At 33.3% G+C, this 17,382-nt stretch carries 10 protein-coding genes; 9 read left to right on the top strand and 1 reads right to left on the bottom strand.

Features of this window, described 5'->3' with window-relative positions; translation table 11 throughout:
• Nucleotides 1-38: 38 nt before the first annotated feature.
• Together WH267_RS02195 and WH267_RS02190 are read left to right on the top strand one after the other, a co-directional pair.
• Nucleotides 39-2,876, top strand: coding sequence for a helicase-related protein (locus WH267_RS02195; RefSeq protein WP_340005243.1), 2,838 nt, complete (start codon nt 39-41; stop codon nt 2,874-2,876).
• Between the two features lie 3 nt (nt 2,877-2,879).
• Entirely contained in the window at nt 2,880-6,560 is a 3,681-nt protein-coding gene (locus tag WH267_RS02190) for an Eco57I restriction-modification methylase domain-containing protein (protein ID WP_340005241.1), read from the top strand.
• On the opposite strand, the gene WH267_RS02185 is transcribed toward WH267_RS02190, so the two are convergent.
• Complete coding sequence (locus WH267_RS02185) at nt 6,557-7,747, bottom strand: type IIL restriction-modification enzyme MmeI (protein ID WP_340005239.1); 1,191 nt, start codon at nt 7,745-7,747, stop codon at nt 6,557-6,559. The two genes, WH267_RS02190 and WH267_RS02185, sit on opposite strands and share 4 nt — an antisense overlap.
• Before the next feature lie 79 nt (nt 7,748-7,826).
• Here WH267_RS02185 and WH267_RS02180 point away from each other — a divergent pair, with 79 nt between their 5' ends.
• The 7 genes from WH267_RS02180 (at nt 7,827) to WH267_RS02150 (ending at nt 17,324) form a co-directional block, all read left to right on the top strand.
• The gene (locus WH267_RS02180; protein ID WP_340005237.1) at nt 7,827-8,987 is read left to right on the top strand and encodes a site-specific integrase; all 1,161 of its coding nucleotides are present in this window, start codon (nt 7,827-7,829) and stop codon (nt 8,985-8,987) included.
• Between the two features lie 212 nt (nt 8,988-9,199).
• Entirely contained in the window at nt 9,200-11,143 is a 1,944-nt protein-coding gene (locus tag WH267_RS02175; RefSeq protein WP_340005235.1) for a DUF262 domain-containing protein, read from the top strand.
• 123 nt (nt 11,144-11,266) lie between these two features.
• Entirely contained in the window at nt 11,267-12,400 is a 1,134-nt protein-coding gene (locus WH267_RS02170; protein WP_340005233.1) for a 1-acyl-sn-glycerol-3-phosphate acyltransferase, read from the top strand.
• 317 nt (nt 12,401-12,717) lie between these two features.
• Nucleotides 12,718-13,725 (top strand): IS110 family transposase, encoded by a 1,008-nt coding sequence (locus WH267_RS02165; protein ID WP_340005231.1) that lies wholly within the window; start codon nt 12,718-12,720, stop codon nt 13,723-13,725.
• A 411-nt stretch (nt 13,726-14,136) separates the two neighbouring features.
• The gene (locus WH267_RS02160; protein WP_340005229.1) at nt 14,137-15,162 is read left to right on the top strand and encodes a hypothetical protein; all 1,026 of its coding nucleotides are present in this window, start codon (nt 14,137-14,139) and stop codon (nt 15,160-15,162) included.
• 3 nt (nt 15,163-15,165) lie between these two features.
• Nucleotides 15,166-16,092, top strand: a complete 927-nt coding sequence (locus tag WH267_RS02155; protein ID WP_340005227.1) for a hypothetical protein — start codon at nt 15,166-15,168, stop codon at nt 16,090-16,092.
• Nucleotides 16,092-17,324 carry a hypothetical protein gene (locus WH267_RS02150; RefSeq protein WP_340005226.1) on the top strand — a complete coding sequence of 411 codons (1,233 nt, stop codon included), beginning with the start codon at nt 16,092-16,094 and terminating at the stop codon, nt 17,322-17,324. The genes WH267_RS02155 and WH267_RS02150 overlap by 1 nt, the downstream gene beginning before the upstream one ends.
• Nucleotides 17,325-17,382 lie beyond the last annotated feature (58 nt).

Raw genomic sequence — 17,382 nt, 5'->3', positions numbered from 1 at the left:
CAGTACGTGATTTATAGTAAGTAATACGCAAGAAAACAATGAATAACAAATATAATCCGGGAAATTTAATCAAATACCGTAACCGGGATTGGATGGTTCTTCCCTCTAATGAAGATCAGATTATACTGGTAAAACCTCTTGGTGGTTCTGATGAAGAAACTACAGGTATTTTTTTGCCTTTAGCAAAAGATATTGAAGCGATAGAAAAAGCAACTTTTAAAGAACCTACTTCCACTCAAATCGGAAACTTTGAAACGGCAAAATTACTTTATAATGCATCAAGGCTTTCTTTAAGAAATGCGGCTGGTCCATTTAGAAGTATGGGAAAACTATCTTTTAGACCCAGATCCTACCAGGTGGTTCCATTGGTAATGGCATTAAAGCAGGATGTTACCCGATTATTGATTGCTGATGATGTGGGTATCGGAAAAACCATAGAAGCTTTATTAATCATCAAGGAACTTATTGAAAGAGGAGAAATTAAAAAATTTGCTGTGATATGTCCACCACATTTGTGCGAACAATGGCAGCAAGAATTGAAAGATAAATTAGATATTGATGCTGAGATTATCCGTTCCAGTACAGCATCAAGATTAGATCGTATGGTAGCTGATGATCATTCCGTATTCTACCATATTCCATATCAGGTAATTTCAGTTGACTATATCAAAACTGATAAGCGTAGAAGTATTTTCCTACATGACTGTCCAGAATTAATTATTGTAGATGAAGCCCATACCTGCACACTTCCTAAAGGTGCTTCTTCAAAGAACCAACAACAACGTTATAATTTGGTTCATGATGTTGCTGTAAATCAAAACCGCCACCTTGTTTTACTCACCGCTACTCCTCACAGTGGTAAGGATGAAGAATTTCTTTCATTGTTAGGTTTATTAAATCCTAATTTCCAACAATTGAATTTTGAAAGACTTGAACAGGCAGATAGGAAAAAAATTGCACAATATTTTATACAACGAAAACGTGAAAATATTCGCAGGTGGCTAAATGAAGATACTTTATTTCCTGAAAGAGATTCTAAAGAAATAGGATTTACACTTTCAGAAGAAACAAAAGCTTTTTATAATGAATTGGTAGCTTTTGCAAGGGGAATTTCAGATGTGAAAACAGATAATGAGAATACCAGACTTCTCCGTTCTTGGGCTGCAATCGCTCTAATTAAAGGAGCCATGTCAAGTCCTATTATGGCTAAAGAAATGTTAGAAAAACGACAAGCAAAGCTTGCTATAGAAGAGGTAACAGTAGAAGTTGGACCTGAAGCTTTAGAATATACATTATTTGAAGAAAATGACTTTGGGGTTGATTTCTCCAGATCTGATTTATTAAATGCGGTTGATTATAAGACAAAAGAACTGGAAGGACTTACTAAGTTATTGAACAGTGCAGAATATCTGAATGAAAATACAGATACAGATATTAAAATAAAGCATACCATTGATATTGTCAAAAAATGGTTAAAAGAAGGCTTTCAACCGATTATTTTCTGTCATTATATTGCTACAGCAAAATATGTAGAAGAAAAGCTAAAAGAAGTACTTCCTAAAAATGTATTGGTACAAGCTATTACTTCTGAACTTGCAGATGAACAACGTAAGGAAGAAATTCAAAGAATGGGAGAACATGATAAAAGAGTTCTTGTAGCAACAGACTGCTTAAGTGAAGGAATAAATTTACAAGATTATTTCAATGCTGTTCTACATTATGATTTGCCTTGGAATCCCAATAGAATTGAACAAAGGGAAGGTCGTGTTGATCGTTTCGGACAGACATCTACACAGATTAAAACCTATATGCTTTATGGCGAAAATAATCCTATGGATAAATTTATTCTGGAAGTATTGATTCGTAAAGTCCGTGAAATTCAAAAAAGTATAGGTGTTACTATTCCCATCGGAGAAAATAATAAGTCATTGATGACTGAATTGACTCAAAAACTTTTGAAAACTGAATCAGAAGCAGAACAATTAACACTTTTTGCAGAAGACAAAATAAAAATTGATAATGAGCTAGAAATGGCTCGTAAAAAGGGAGAAAACTTACGATCTATTTTCGCTCAGGAATCTGTAGATGCTGAAGCTATTAAAAAAGATTTACAAGAAGTAGATGAAGCCATTGGGGATCCTGAGATTGTAGAGAATTTTTCAGTATTTGCGTTGCAAGCATTAGGAGCATCAGTTACTATTGATTCGGAAGGATATAAAGTACAAACAACCAATCTTCCAAAACATTTACAAGTTGCTTTATTATCTAAAACAGAACAGTTGAAAGGTAAAACAGAAACACGAATTGCTTTTATTTCACCTACTCCAAAAAATTATCAATATATTGGAAGAAATCATCGTTTTGTAGAACAACTTTGCCATTATATTATAAGCAATGCTTTTGAAGAGCAAGGCAATCCTTATGATTTGGCAAGAACAAGCGTAATCCAAACCGAAAGTGTTGAAAGTAAAACAACTCTGGTCATGTTTAGAGTGAGAAATGTTGTAAAAGAAGTTCGCTCTAAAAATGAATCGGTAGCTGAAGAAATGTATTTGTGGGGATATACTGAGAATTCAGAAGGTTTACAGCCTATAGACTTTACAAAAGCACAACATTTATTGAATAAGGCAATACCTTTGAGCAATATGTCATTGGAGCAGCAACAACAACTTTTAAACGCAGAATTAAAGTCTTTTGAAAGTAAGAAAGATGCATTTATAGAACTAGCAACTCAACGTGCAGATAAATTGGTAGAAGCACATGGCAGATTCAAAACATTAATTGGGGGACGAAGCTATGAAAAATCTACTCCAGTATTACCTCCTGATGTTATGGGAGTATACATTCTCTTGCCAAAACCTAAAGCACTTTTTTAAACCATGAAACTAACAACAATAAATATACAAGGAAATATATTCACAAGTGAAATTCTGGAAAAAATACGTCAGGACGACATTAGTTTCCAGAAACCACAAGATTTTGGCCTAAAGCCAAATGAACAGGTCAGGGATGAAATAAGCAATGCATGGAGCTTACTAAATACTCACTGGCAAATTTTTAAACAAAAGAAGAATGCTTTTTCTGCAACAGATAAAGGAATTTCAGAGACTCGAAAATATTGGATTGTCCCTCTTCTTAATCTTTTAGGATATCAGGTAGCTCTTTCTAATGCCGAAATTGTGAACGGAAAGTCTTTTGCAGTATCCTATAGAGCCTCTAATAAAAATGACTTCCCAATACATATTGTTGGTAGTGAACAATCTATGGATAAAAAGGCAGAAAATGGTCCAAGACTTTCACCACATTCATTGATCCAGGAATATATCAATTCTACGGAACATATTTATGGTTTTGTAACCAATGGGAACCATTTCCGTGTACTCCGTGATGCTACAAGACTTTCAAGATTAAGCTATCTTGAATTCAATCTTGAACAAATGATGGAAGAAGGTCATTATGCAGAGTTTGCAATTTTCTATCGATTACTTCATTCATCTCGTATTAATGATAAAAAAGAGGATGGGAAAGATTCTATCCTGGAATTTTATCATAATGATTCCTTAGCATCTGGGTCCCGTATTCGCGAACGATTAAGTTTGGCTGTAGAACAGTCAATAATAACTTTAGCAAACGGATTGCTTTCACAAGAAGAGAACTTTGAACTAAGAAATACTATTGAAGAGGGAAAATTATCTGCAAAAGAATACTATCTGCATATATTGCGTTCTGTGTATCGTATTTTATTTCTTTTAGTCATAGAAGAACGAAATTTGATTTATAAAGAAGACCTTACTGAAAGTGAAAAGAAGCTTAAAGATATTTACTATCAATATTACAGTATTCAACGTCTCACCTATCTTGTTAATAAATCTCTTTATATTGATCCGAAAAAAACAGATCTGTGGCAGTCATTGTTAACTACATTTAGGCTTTTTGAAGATAGTCACTATGGTAAAGAATTGGGGATTGATGCTCTTGGTTCTGGTATTTTTAATCAAAATGCAATTGGTAGTATTGAAAAAACCATACTAAATAATAAATATGTACTGAATGTTTTTAAATACTTAGTTACTTTCGAGAATGAAAATCAACAAACGATTCGGGTAAACTATGCAGATCTGGATGTAGAAGAATTTGGTTCTGTGTACGAAGGGTTACTAGAATTTGAGCCTGTAGTAGAAAATGGAGAATTCAGATTTAAACAAGGAAATGACCGATCTGCATCGGGATCACATTATACTCCAGAAGAACTGGTGAAGCCTCTTATTACTCATTCATTAGATCATATTATCGCAAATAAACTTAAAGAAGCCGATCCGGAAAAAGCATTATTAAGTATTACAGTATGCGATGTTGCTTGTGGAAGTGGACATATTCTACTTTCTGCTGCCAGAAAAATTGGATTCGAATTAGCACGTTTAAGAAGTAATGAAGATCAACCAACTCCTTCTGTTCTTCGAACAGCAATTAGGGATGTCATTAAAAATTGTATTTATGGGGTTGATTTAAATCCATTGGCTGTAGAACTTTGTAAAGTAGCTCTATGGCTGGAAGCTCATGATCCAGGTGAACCATTAAACTTTTTAGATCACCATATCAAAAATGGAAATGCAATTATAGGATTAGCTCGTTATGAAAATCTTCATGATGGTATTGCTAGTGAAGCATTTAAAGCACTAGCAGGCGATGATAAGACAATAGCATCTGCTTTCAAAAAACGTAATGATACTGAACGTAAACTTCAAATAAGCGAATTATTTGATTTAAATACAGCAGATACTGATTTTGCCGATATACAGAAATCGATGGAGCAATTCAATCAGTTGCCAGAGCATACATCTGAACAGATTGCACAAAAAACCAAAATATATTATGATTTAACCAATGGTAAGAAATGGTATAGACTAAAACAACTGGCTGACCTGCAAGTAGCACAATTTTTCATTTCCAAAACAGCAGAAAATAAAGACAAACTCACAACATATAGTCAATATAAAACTTATCTCAATTCCGGAGCACAAATCTTGGATCGTGGAGCTAGTATGGTTATCGCTGAACAGAAGAAGTTCTTTCATTGGTTTTTAGAATTTCCGGAAGTTTTCCAAAATGGAGGATTTGATTGTATTTTAGGAAATCCACCGTTTTTAGGTGGACAAAAGTTAAGTGGAAATTATGGAAATAATTTCCTTGAATATATAAAATATACATACCGACCGATTGGTGCAGTAGATTTAGTAACTTATTTTTTCAGAAGAATCTTTGATGTTATTAAAATCAATGGCTTCCAATCTCTCATTTCGACTAATACTATTGCACAAGGTTCCGCACGAGAAGGAGGTTTGGATGTCATCTGTTCAAGTAATGGAGTAATTAACCATGCTATTCGTTCAATGAAATGGCCAGGCCAGGCTGCAGTAGAAGTTTCATTAATTACCATTCATAAAGGTGAGTGGAAAAATAAAATTGTTTTAGATAATAAGGTTGTGGAAAGAATAACTTCATATTTAGATGATTCCGAAGTTATTGGAAAACCTATGCCTCTCGCTTCAAATAAAGGGAAAAGTTTTCAGGGTAGTATTGTACTTGGAAAAGGGTTTGTATTGACACCCAAAGAGGCTCTAGCTTTAATTGAAAAAGATCCGAGAAATAAAGAAGTTTTATTCCCATACTTAAATGGGGATGACCTTAATAACGATCCTAATCAAGAGCCTTCCCGCTGGGTCATTAACTTTTTCAATTGGTCAGAAGAAAAGTCCCGTACTTATTCTGATTGCTTTGATATAGTAGAACATTCCGTGAAACCTGAACGATTAATTCAAAAGGATAAAGGAGGGAAAGAAAAATGGTGGCAGTTTTTAAGACCAAGAAAAGAACTTTATAATGCCATATCTGAGTTAGACCAGGTAATGGTTTTAAATCGTCATGCTAAATATTTATTGATTTCTATTTGTAAAAATGATATTGTCTTTTCTGAGGCAACTGTGGTATTTGCTCTCAATACGTTTTCAGAATTAGCCATATTAAACTCTTCTGTCCATGATGTCTGGGCATGGAAAAATAGTTCAACAATGGGAGTTTCTACATTACGTTATTCTGGTACGAACGCCTTTGAGACGTTTCCCTATCCGGTAGTTAAATCTGAGAAATTAAACAGTTTGGGAAGTGAACTTCATTTAACTCGTTTAAAAATAATGAAGAATTATCGATTAGGTCTAACAGATTTACAAAATAAATTTCATGATATTTACCTTAATAATAAAGGTGAAATATATGATGATATAATTAGACTAAGGGAGCTATACAAATCGATTGATTCCGAAATCATTAAATTATATAAATGGAATGATATTGATTTGAAGCATAGCTTTTATGAATTAGAGAATCTTCCTGAAAAAGATCGCATAAGATTTACAATACATCCAACTGCTAGAAAAGAAATCTTCAATCGATTGCTATTATTGAATCTTGAGAAATCAAAATGTGATACTTTATATAAAATTGTTAACAAAAGATCGAAAATTATTTCAAAAACTTCAAATACTTTGTTTCCCGAAGATTAAAATAACTTCGGGAAATTGTTTTCTTTCATTTTACTACCTGTCTTTTTCTTTATAGGTTTAATGTTTTTTGAAGTTTCAGATATTTCCTCCTTGTAACGGTGATGATTAAGTATCAATAAACGTTTTAATACTTCTTTACGGGCATCTGGATGAACAGAAAAACGTATCCTATCATTTTCTGGCAGATATTCAAGCTCATAAAAATCATGACTTAAATTTATGTCGCTCCATTTATATGATTCTATAATTAGTTTATCCAGTTTTATAGCAATTTTCCGAAACTCACTAAACTCACTTACAATTTCATTAGTTTCAATATTAATTTTTACTCTTGACAAATATTTTATTAAGAAACTTAAGTGTTTATCTTTTATATCTATTTCATTTTGTATTCCTTTAGAGTGATATATATTATAAAATCGAGTCAAACCAATTTTATATTTGAACATTATTAATTTTCTGACATTGTAATAGTGCCTTCCTAAATCTTCAATCTCATTTCTAATATCTTGTGAAATTTCTTCTGGAAAAGGAAATGTTTCAAAAACCTGTGTTGGAGCATAACTTAAATCAGCTTTCATTGTGCTAGAATATTTCCAGGCCCAGTATATGTGAAAATTTGATTGTAAAAAGGCAAACATTGTAAACGAATTATTTGCGAATACATTTAATTTAGCATCTAAAACTTTATTTGGTTTTGTAAAAGCAAATGCAGTAGTTTTAGAAACTTGGGCAATCACCATTACCTGGTCTAACTCAGATATGGCATTGTAAAGAGCAGGCCTTTTTTCACCATATATCCACCATTTTTGAGGGAGTGGTTTTCTTAATGCATACGTTCCGATAATTTCACTATCATTATTATCTCTTTTCCATCGTTGTCTTTCTGGCTTAACCAACTTCTCTATAATTTCATAACAATCAGGATAAGTCCTTGCCTTCTCTTCATCCCAATCAAAAAAGTTAATAACCCATCTGGATGGTCTTTGTTCAGGGTCATTATTTAAATCGTCACCATTTAAATAAGGAAAGAGTACATCCTTATTACGTGGATCTTTTTTAATGAGTTTTTCGGCTTCTTCAGGAGATAAAACAAACCCTTTTCCAAGTACAATACTACCCTGAAAACTTTTCCCTTTATTTGAAGCGAGAGGCATAGGTTTTCCAATCTCCACAATTTGCTTCAATATCTATTGATTTTTATCATTTTAAAATTATCACTTTGCAGATTATGAATAAATTCACTTCACAAATACTTCAGTAACTATGAGCATACAGATAAGCTATCGGTTTGTACAAAAAAGAGAAAAAAACAAGCAAGGTTTATATCCAATCTATTTAAGAGCATTTTTAAAAGGAAAAAAAATAGAAACAGCTACTCCTGTTACAATTCCTTTACGAGACTGGTCCTTAAGGAATCAAAGAGTCAAAACTCAAAATAAAAATCATGAAAGATATAATATGATTTTAGAGGCAATAGATAAAAAATCAATTAAATTATTGGTTAACAATTTTATCAATGAAGAATTTCCACTAACCTTAACCCAGTTTAAAGAACGATTACTATCAGTAAATCACAATTCTGATGAAAAAAGTTTCACAGATTATATTTTAGGGTATTTGGAAGAAAACAAAGCTAAATTCAAATCAGAAACCTGGTTTGGATATAAATCTCAAATTACCAAGATCCTTAAATTTAGAAGGGAAATTTATTTTTCAGATATTAATGAGAAATTTATTAATGACTATAAACAATACATGCTTTATACCCTCGGAAATAATGAAAATACGGCAAGTAAAAGTTTAAGGGTATTACGAACATTCGTTAATATTTCTATTCGTTTTGGATATATAAAAACAAATCCATTTCAATATACTTCCATAAAAAAAGTTGATGGAAAGAGAGATTTTCTATCAATTGAAGAGCTCAATATACTTACCGAATATTATTTAAAAGATGATTTTTCTGAGCCGATACAAAAGGAAATTCTTAGTTATTTCTTATTTGCCTGTTATACAGGACTTCGATATTCTGATTTAAAAAGTTTCTCAGAGGATTCTATAATTAATGATTCCATACATCTCAGAATGCATAAAACAGGATACTTAGTAAATATTCCTCTCAGCAAAAAAGCAAAAAGTTTTATCCCAGAAAAGCCCTTTAATGAAAATTACATTTTCAAAGTATACTGTAATAAAGTAACCAATAGGGTTTTGAAAAAAATTGGAATTACATTAGATTTTAATAAAAAACTTACATGCCATGTGGCAAGGCATACTTTTGCAACAGTATCAATTTCATTAGGCATTCCCATAGAAGTAGTAAGCAAATTGTTAGGACATACAAGTATTAGGACAACACAAGTTTATGCAAAGATTGTTGATAATGTCAAAATAAAGGAAATGGGAAAATGGGATAAAATATAATTTATGATCTTATATAAAAGTAATGTTTTTTAATAAAATATTATTGTATTAAAACTTAAACCTATTTTATTATTCAATTACGGTAAACCATAATATAATAAAACAATTTTCCCTATTTTTATCTTAATTGTAATTAGCTTATAATTTTAACATGCTACTATAGGGATTAGCAATAGTAAATAAAAAAACAATAACCACATAAACTAAAAATCATGTCTGAAATATTACCATTTAAACAGATATTCCATAAAAAAATATTTCGTATTCCTGATTACCAAAGAGGTTATTCATGGGAGGAAGCTCAATTAGATGACCTTTGGGCAGACCTTTCAAATATTCATTTACAGAATAATGCTTATCATTTTACAGGAATACTTACTATCAATAATTTTTCAGATTATGATTTTGAAAATTTGACCAAAGAAGGGTTTGAAAATTTGATTGATAATGAAAACAAACAAGTAAAGCTTAATGAGAAATATTATCAAGCTTATAATTTAGTAGACGGACAACAACGTATAACAACTATATTAATCTTACTTTCTCAATTATGTCAAAAGCTTAAGGAAGCCGAGCATCGCCAGAAAATAACCAAAGAATATTTTTTCATATCTGATTTGGGAAGTAAATACTTGTTTGGATATCATGTAGATGTACCCTCCCACAATTATTTAATTAGAGAAATATTTGAAGATGAATCCTATGGTACAGAAGATGTGGAGACTCTTTACACCCATAATTTAGATTTTGCTAAGGTATTTTTTCAACAAAAATTGAAGGATTGGTCTCAGAACAACATACGGGATCTTATTACCAAAATAACGGAGCGTTTATTATTTTCAGTGCTTAACCTCAGTGAGACGGAGGGAAGTAATCTTGACATCTCCATGGTTTTCGAGACTCTGAACTTTAGAGGCAAGCAGTTATCCGGGCTTGAAAGATTTAAAAACCGGGTTTTATACCTGGTGTCAAAACAAAATTTTGGACAGACACAAATACTGACCAAGAGGAACTCTATCAATAAAACCTGGCTTGAGATCTATAAGTGGCTTGGACGGAACCCCAATCCTAAAAAAGTAATGGATGACGATGCGTTTCTCAAAGCCTTTTGGTTACTATATTTTTCCAACGAAAAAATGGTAGCCAGTGATTTTAAGTCTTATCAAAAAATTCTATTTGAAAAAGATTTTGACTTGATGAATATTCATAATAATCAATATATGATGAATCCTATAGAGCTTCGAAAATGGTTGAACTGTATGAAAGAATCTGTTATATTATGGTATTTTATTCATAATCCACATGAAGTAGATAATGATCCTGACTTTAAATATCATTATACTTCTAATATTCAGAGGTCTCTATTAAGGCTTACTAGCTTTCCCTTTGGGTATGGTAGATATATACTTAATCTAATATTAGCAATTCTGGTTCGTTTATTACCTCAAAAAAGCGATGGGATAACCTCAGAGGAACAAAAACAAAACTTATCTACCATAGAACGATTTTTATGGGCAGCTGAAAGGCATAACATTATGTGTTTTTTACTACATGGTAACAAAACTAATTATAATCAAGAAGCTACTTTTAGAGATATCAATAAATATTTTAGAACCGGAAATGCTGCAGAATCTGGAATTTCACTTAAAGACCAGCTATTAAAAAATAGAGTAAGCCATTTTACATGGAAAGAAGTAAACCGAAATTTATCACTTGGAAATTATTTTTATACCTGGGATGGAATTCATTTTATTTTAAGGGAATATGAAGAAGATTTATCTGGACATATGGTGGAGCGAGAAATTAGTGTTAATAGGATTTATCCTGAAGAAGAGATGAAAGTAAGAACTTCTTATAAAGATATCAATCGATTAGGAGTAGTAAAAAAAAGAAAATATTCGTACGCTTTAGGAAATATATTTATGTCAAATAATAACCAAACATTAAGAGACTTCAATGCCCATAAAATCAGGATAAACAATGCAATAAACAATAATAATATAATTTATGAATCCGAAAAAGAACTTTTAAATTATCATAGTTGGGAAACGACTGATATTGATGAAAGGAGTCAAAAAATTTTAGAATTCCTAATTAATAAGTGGCAACTACCTCAACCTGAAATAAGTTTTTGGGAAGAATATTTTACTAACTAATATCTAGAAAAGTAGTTATTGTTTATCAACTTCTACGCCCATCATAATACTTTAACAACCTTTATACCCCATCCCCAGATAAATTTTCGTTCTTTTGCAAAAAGTTTTAATTTTTACCATAACATGTCGAAGTTTGATGAAATCCGGTATTTTCATGATCAGGAAGTGAATGAAAGATTACAGAGCATAGCCCGTGATCCGATGATGAAAGCACTGATGAACTTTACTTTTCCCGGAGAGGATGAGCAGGTTTGGCTGGAACAGTTTAAAAATGTGCATTCTATAAGTGATTTTCAGCATCAGTTTGTAGCGTATGCCGTTCGTCAGATTCTTGCCAAAAGTTCTGAAGGTTTAACGACTTCTGGCTTCGATAAGCTTGATAAGAACGCTTCGTATCTTTACATTTCGAATCACAGGGATATTGTACTGGATACTTCCCTTCTTAACCTTGTTTTGTTGGAAAGCGGCCACGTTATGACCGCTTCAGCCATTGGTGACAATCTTGTAAAGAGAAACTTTTTGAATGTACTGGCTAAACTGAACCGTAATTTCTTAGTTCAAAGAGGATTGTCAATTCGTGATCAGCTTAAAAGTTCACAGACCATGTCTGAGTATATTGATATGCTGTTACATGAAGAAAACCGCTCCGTATGGATTGCTCAGCGCGAAGGCCGTGCTAAAGACGGAAATGATGCGACTCAGCAAGGTGTTTTAAAAATGTTGGCCATGGCCGCAGTAGATCAGTCATTAATAGATTATTTTAAAACATTAAAGATCGTTCCTATCTCTATTTCCTATGAGTATGATCCTACCGATTCCTTAAAAATGCCTCAATTATTGGCACAACACAGAGAAGAGGCATACATTAAAGGAAAAAACGAAGACTTCAACACCATACTCAGCGGAATTTTAGGACAAAAGAAAAGAATTCATATCCATGCTGGTGATGTTATTGATACAGAATTGGATCATATTGCCGCTACCATTGAGAATAAAAACAAACAGTTGCAGGCTATTGTACAGCTAATTGATGATTCTATCATTAAGAATTACAAACTTTGGCCTACTAAATATATAGCCTACGACCTAATCAACAATACAGACACCTATGCTTCTCAATATACAGAGCAGGAAAAACAATTGTTTATCCGAAGATCAGAGATGCGTATAGATCCGTCTGATCCTGTTTCTAAGGAGTATTTCCTGGCGATGTACGCCAATCCTCTGGTAAATAAATTAAAAGCAGAAGAAAAATAATTTCTTTTCCCACAGATCTGTACAGATATTCCTTCCTATTTTAGGAGGAATACCTCAAAATACTTGAATTTTTTTTGGGCCACGAATGCCTTTAGATTTGCACAAGGATTTAGAAGTAAATTAGATAATAATTAAATTCTGAAGAACCAGAGAAAATAAAGTGAACTAAACGGATGCATAGACATGAACTATTTCGTGTATCAGACTCTATTTTCTCTTTTGAATATCTGCCATTTAGAATTTTAAGCGTTAGGGCTTATTAAAGGTTTTAGCATGATTCAAAATGGTTCCTTCAGGATTGACCTAAATCCAAAGTTATGAAAACTTATTTTATTGGAATAGATATTTCCAAGGATACATTAGATGTTTGTGTTTTAAATAATTCTGATGAGAAAGAACTTGCATTTAAAGTTAGCAATACAGTAGAAGGTATAGAAGAAATTATTACTTCAACCTGTTGTTTTGAGCAGGATTCCAGCCTTCGTTATTGTTTTGAAAATACGGGGAACTACGGACTTCTTTTAGCGAGTCTGCTGGAAGATCGGGAAATACTCTATTATCAAGTTTCGGCTTTAGAAATAAAGCTGAGTCAGGGTATTCAAAGGGGAAAGAATGACAGAGTTGATGCCTGGAGAATTGCCAGATATGCAAAAATCCATGAGCAGGAACTTATTCCTTCCGCTCTTTCTGAAGAAGTACTTTTTACAATAAAGAATTTTCTCACCTATAGAAATTTTCTCATAAAGGTAAGAACTCAGTTTAAGAACGAAAAAAAGGCTTTTTATCAAGTGAGTAAAATAGCTGATGTAAGCTATGAAATGGAGGAAATAATCCAGCAAATAAAAGCTTTGGATGAGAAACTTGCCTCAGTAGAAGAGAAAATAAAACAACAGATCTGTGAACAGGAAAGCTTACATAAAAACTATGAGAAAATAACCAAAATAAAAGGAGTAGGTTTTCTAACAGCTGCTTATATGTTGGTATTAACTGATAATTTTAACAAGTTTCAGAATCCAAGGAAATTTAATTGTTATGCAGGGCTGGCTCCTTTTGAACATACATCAGGTTCAAGCATTAAAGGGAAAACACAAACTAGTAAGCTTAGAAACAGAAGAATAAAAACCGTCCTTTTCAGTGGTGCAAACTCAGCCATAATACACGATCAGGAGCTCAAGGCATACTATAAAAGAAAAAAAGAACAGGGAAAGGCTCATAATTCTATTATTAATGCGGTATGTTGCAAACTGATTTATAGAATATTTGCTGTGGTAAAAAGAGAGGCACCTTTTGTAAATTTAACAAGATATAATTTGCATATGTCTTAGAATACACGAATGAATAAAAAAAATCGTGCATTAGTGGCTAAAATTATACATACACTTAGAAAGAATCAATGAAATTTATTCAACTCTTTGCTTCCTAAAATACTCCAGCCTTATTTTAGAAATCTTTGCGTAAAAAATTTAAACATTAAGAAAAGTGAAGATTCATCAAAGATGAAATTATAAGGTTGTACAATCAATAGCTTCAGCCATTCCCTTACCTATTTTTATCCTCTCTACCCTTTTAATGGTTCAAATATCTTGAATCATATTCATAAAATCACTATTCAGGCTGAATCCGGAGCACTACCCTTTACGGGATTCCGTAATTTTCTTCAGACTGTTGTTCGTAGTTTCGGGCATTATAAAACAAAGTATTTTTTATAGCCTCATTCAAAAAACAACATATACATTATGAATAAAAAAATGACCCCCGCAGATCTCTTTTTGGGAATTCTTGCCTTATTACTCATCAGCGTAAGTTTTTATCAGACCTGGATTGGATTACAGCAGATCTTTGGCCCTGCATCATTTGTCATTGCCTTGGTTTTATCATTGCTCCTCCTTTTCCTGTGCTGGATGCTGAGAAGTGCCAAACTGGAAGGTAAACCTACCGGAAGTCTGGTGGGAATTTACATCTTTATTGCCTCGTTCTGCTTTATAGCCAATTTTAATGCATTGTATACAAGGTTTATGAAAACGGATATTTATACGGATGAGCTTCGTGATATTAATAAAAATTTCACAGCTCTTGAAAACGATGTGGAATCGAAATTAAGCTATAAGTACAATAAAGCAACCACTCAAAATATTGAGATCAAGAAGAAACAATTGATGGAACAGATCAAAGACCCTGGAAATAAAGGCATCGGAACCCGTGCCCAGCTTTTGATTAAAGATATCGAAAGATTAACCGGTCAAAAAGTAGATCTTCTGACACCTGTTGGTGAAGATTATGAAGATCTTGCTGAAAGAATGGGAAAACAGATTGATAATATCGTTTCAGACCTTTCTCCTGAAGAAAGAACCTTAAAATCAGATATCAATAATGCTGCGTTTAAATGGAATAAAACCATCCAGGACCTGTTGCTTTTATCAAAAAAAGATAAGGACGGACTCTCTCAGGGATTGATTGATGAATCTCTTGCTGATTATAATAAACTGGGAAGCCGAGCACAAACAGTTCTTGGAAATGATAAAATACATTTTGAGCCTGTCGTTTCAAAAACCCAGCAGGTTGGAAAAATAGGTTTTGCCTTTGAACATGCCATTAAAAACTTCGGAATGTACCAGTTTGTGGTATTGGCTGGCTGTATTTTACTCGATTTTGTGATTGTTATTATCATTTTACTGGTCACAGATTCAGGAAACTACAATGGAAACAACAGAAGTGTATTTACCAATAAAAGAAGCGGTAAAACCATCATCCCTAATAACTAAACTATGGAAACCAACGATCAATTAAAACCACTTTCTTTTGAAACCGAGGAAACCTTAAAGCCTCTTTCTTTTGATTTTCAAAATGACACCAAAGAAGATTTTGTTCCGATTGCCAAAACAATTTCCAACGATATTAAAAATAAGGAAAGTAACTTCGTTTTTTTCTTTGGAACAGCAGAATCCGGGAAATCTGTTATCCTTTCTTCTATGCTTTATTATCTCCGGTCATATGCCGGAGTTTTGAGACCGAAGCTAGGAACTCCCAACTCTAAGGAAGCCAATGTTCTGCTTTCCGATTTTTTTGAAAATATCAGACAGGGTGTCCTTCCCAACAGAACGACAAGGGATCAGGTAACCCGTCTGGATCTTGTTTTTGAACCGAATAACCGGTCTAAAAGAGTGGTTCCTATAGATCTTACCTTTCTGGAAACTTCCGGGGAAAACCACAATGATATCCGAAGAGGCGGAAGCTATCACAGCAGCATAGAAACTTTTCTGAATGCCAATATTCCGCTTACATTCGTCATTGTTACCAGCTATGAAACGGCATATAAAGATGATTCTTTAATCAATGAATTTCTGGATGAGCTGGAAAGAAAGGGTAAAAATTTAAAATCGGTGAATGCTATTCTCGTTATTTCCAAATGGGATAAATCCGGAAGAATGGATGTGGAAAGTGCCGAAGCTCTTGATGCTTTTATCTCTGAACATCTTCCCATGGCCTCACAGCGTATCGATACATACGGTTTAAGTAAAACCTATTACACTATAGGTAGTATTCAGAATACCACCGGAAGTGAGAAAATTGATCTGTTGAATCTTTCTACGTCCGAAGTGCTTGCAAAATGGCTCTACAGAAGTATTACAGGCTATGATCTGGATTATGAAGGAACATTCTGGGAACGTATAAAATTTAGTTTTACAAATTAATGGACAATACTTATTTTTTCTCCGCATTCGGGACTTTTGGGAACCCGAATGGCTTCAGACAAACCTTTTTTCTGGGTGGAAATCAAAGCATTGCTAAGGAAATAAGAACCTTTGATCTAAAAACGGATGCTATTAAGCTGTTTCCTCAAAGCAATATCTATTCTATCCGGAAGGATTACGCCGGTGGGTGTAACCTTATCTCCTATTCTGTTTATACTTTTGCAAAAGAACAGAACTCAGACAGGGGTGGAACTTTTATAGGTTCAAGCTTACTTTTCGTTAATAAAATTGCTTCTGAAGGACTTATCATTAATGCCCTAACCGACTTTCAGAACAGTCTCGAGAAAAATAATCTTTCAGAAGATACGATTACCATCAATCATTCCGATCAGTTTTCTATCCGGAAACCTAAGGATTTTGATAAAATAGGATTCAATGTCCGGGAAGTGGATGAGCTGGATTTTACCCGATCCAATAATAATTACCTTGTGGTATACTGTGAGACCAATGCTGCCCAACTGCAGATCTTTTTCAGCAAGGCCATTGATCTTCTGAACGTTTACGACACCATTTATTTTACCCAAAGTCATGAGATTGGAGAATTTGTAAAGCAAAAAAGGATTTTTAAAATTGTAGATGCTGATGGTTTTAAAAAGGAACTTGATTACCTTGAGGAAGAAAGACTCCGAGCCCTTCAAAACGCTATCGCTGAGCTGGAAAAGGAAAAAGTGGCTTTACAGGATGAAAAGACGAAGTTGCTTGAGGACCTCAACAGACAAATCATGCAAAATGAAAAACGGCATCAGGAAAATGAAGCTAAAATAAAGGAATCCAAAAACGGAATTGAAGTCATTAGCAAAGAATATGATCAATATTCAGGAAAAATAGAGACCCTGATCCGGGATCTTACAGCTGATGGAAAGGTAGAATCGGCTAAAAAAAGACATCTGGAAAATAAACGGTCATTCAACCATACTATCCAACAAAACAGGAATATAGAATCATTACCTTCTCTATCATCTTCATCCAATGGAAGAACACAGACCACAAAAGAGAATCCTTATCCTACAGGTCTCTCCGGTTTTCACAGCTCAGGCAGAAATCAGGAAAAAGAATTCAGACTGGATGGTTTTAAGGTCGCTACTTTGGCTTTATCACTGCTATTGATCGGAACTTTAATCTTATGCTTCATGTGGATGCCAAAAGAATATTTAAAGATGCTCTCTCTATAAGCAGATATTTCTGTAAGCTTTGTCCTTTTAAAATGTTTCGGGCCATTTTCTTCGAAAA

Source organism: Chryseobacterium sp. MYb328, from assembly GCF_037572595.1.
In the GTDB taxonomy this organism is placed as follows: domain Bacteria; phylum Bacteroidota; class Bacteroidia; order Flavobacteriales; family Weeksellaceae; genus Chryseobacterium; species Chryseobacterium pennae.
The sequence above is the reverse complement of the archived record's forward strand: the minus strand, read 5'-3'. Positions and strand labels throughout refer to the sequence as shown.

Coding starts and splice junctions, on each gene's coding strand:
- WH267_RS02190 (WP_340005241.1), top strand. CDS start 2,880: ATGAAACTAACAACAATAAATATACAAGGAAATATATTCACAAGTGAA.
- WH267_RS02170 (WP_340005233.1), top strand. CDS start 11,267: ATGTCGAAGTTTGATGAAATCCGGTATTTTCATGATCAGGAAGTGAAT.
- WH267_RS02175 (WP_340005235.1), top strand. CDS start 9,200: ATGTCTGAAATATTACCATTTAAACAGATATTCCATAAAAAAATATTT.
- WH267_RS02165 (WP_340005231.1), top strand. CDS start 12,718: ATGAAAACTTATTTTATTGGAATAGATATTTCCAAGGATACATTAGAT.
- WH267_RS02195 (WP_340005243.1), top strand. CDS start 39: ATGAATAACAAATATAATCCGGGAAATTTAATCAAATACCGTAACCGG.
- WH267_RS02180 (WP_340005237.1), top strand. CDS start 7,827: ATGAGCATACAGATAAGCTATCGGTTTGTACAAAAAAGAGAAAAAAAC.
- WH267_RS02150 (WP_340005226.1), top strand. CDS start 16,092: ATGGACAATACTTATTTTTTCTCCGCATTCGGGACTTTTGGGAACCCG.
- WH267_RS02160 (WP_340005229.1), top strand. CDS start 14,137: ATGAATAAAAAAATGACCCCCGCAGATCTCTTTTTGGGAATTCTTGCC.
- WH267_RS02155 (WP_340005227.1), top strand. CDS start 15,166: ATGGAAACCAACGATCAATTAAAACCACTTTCTTTTGAAACCGAGGAA.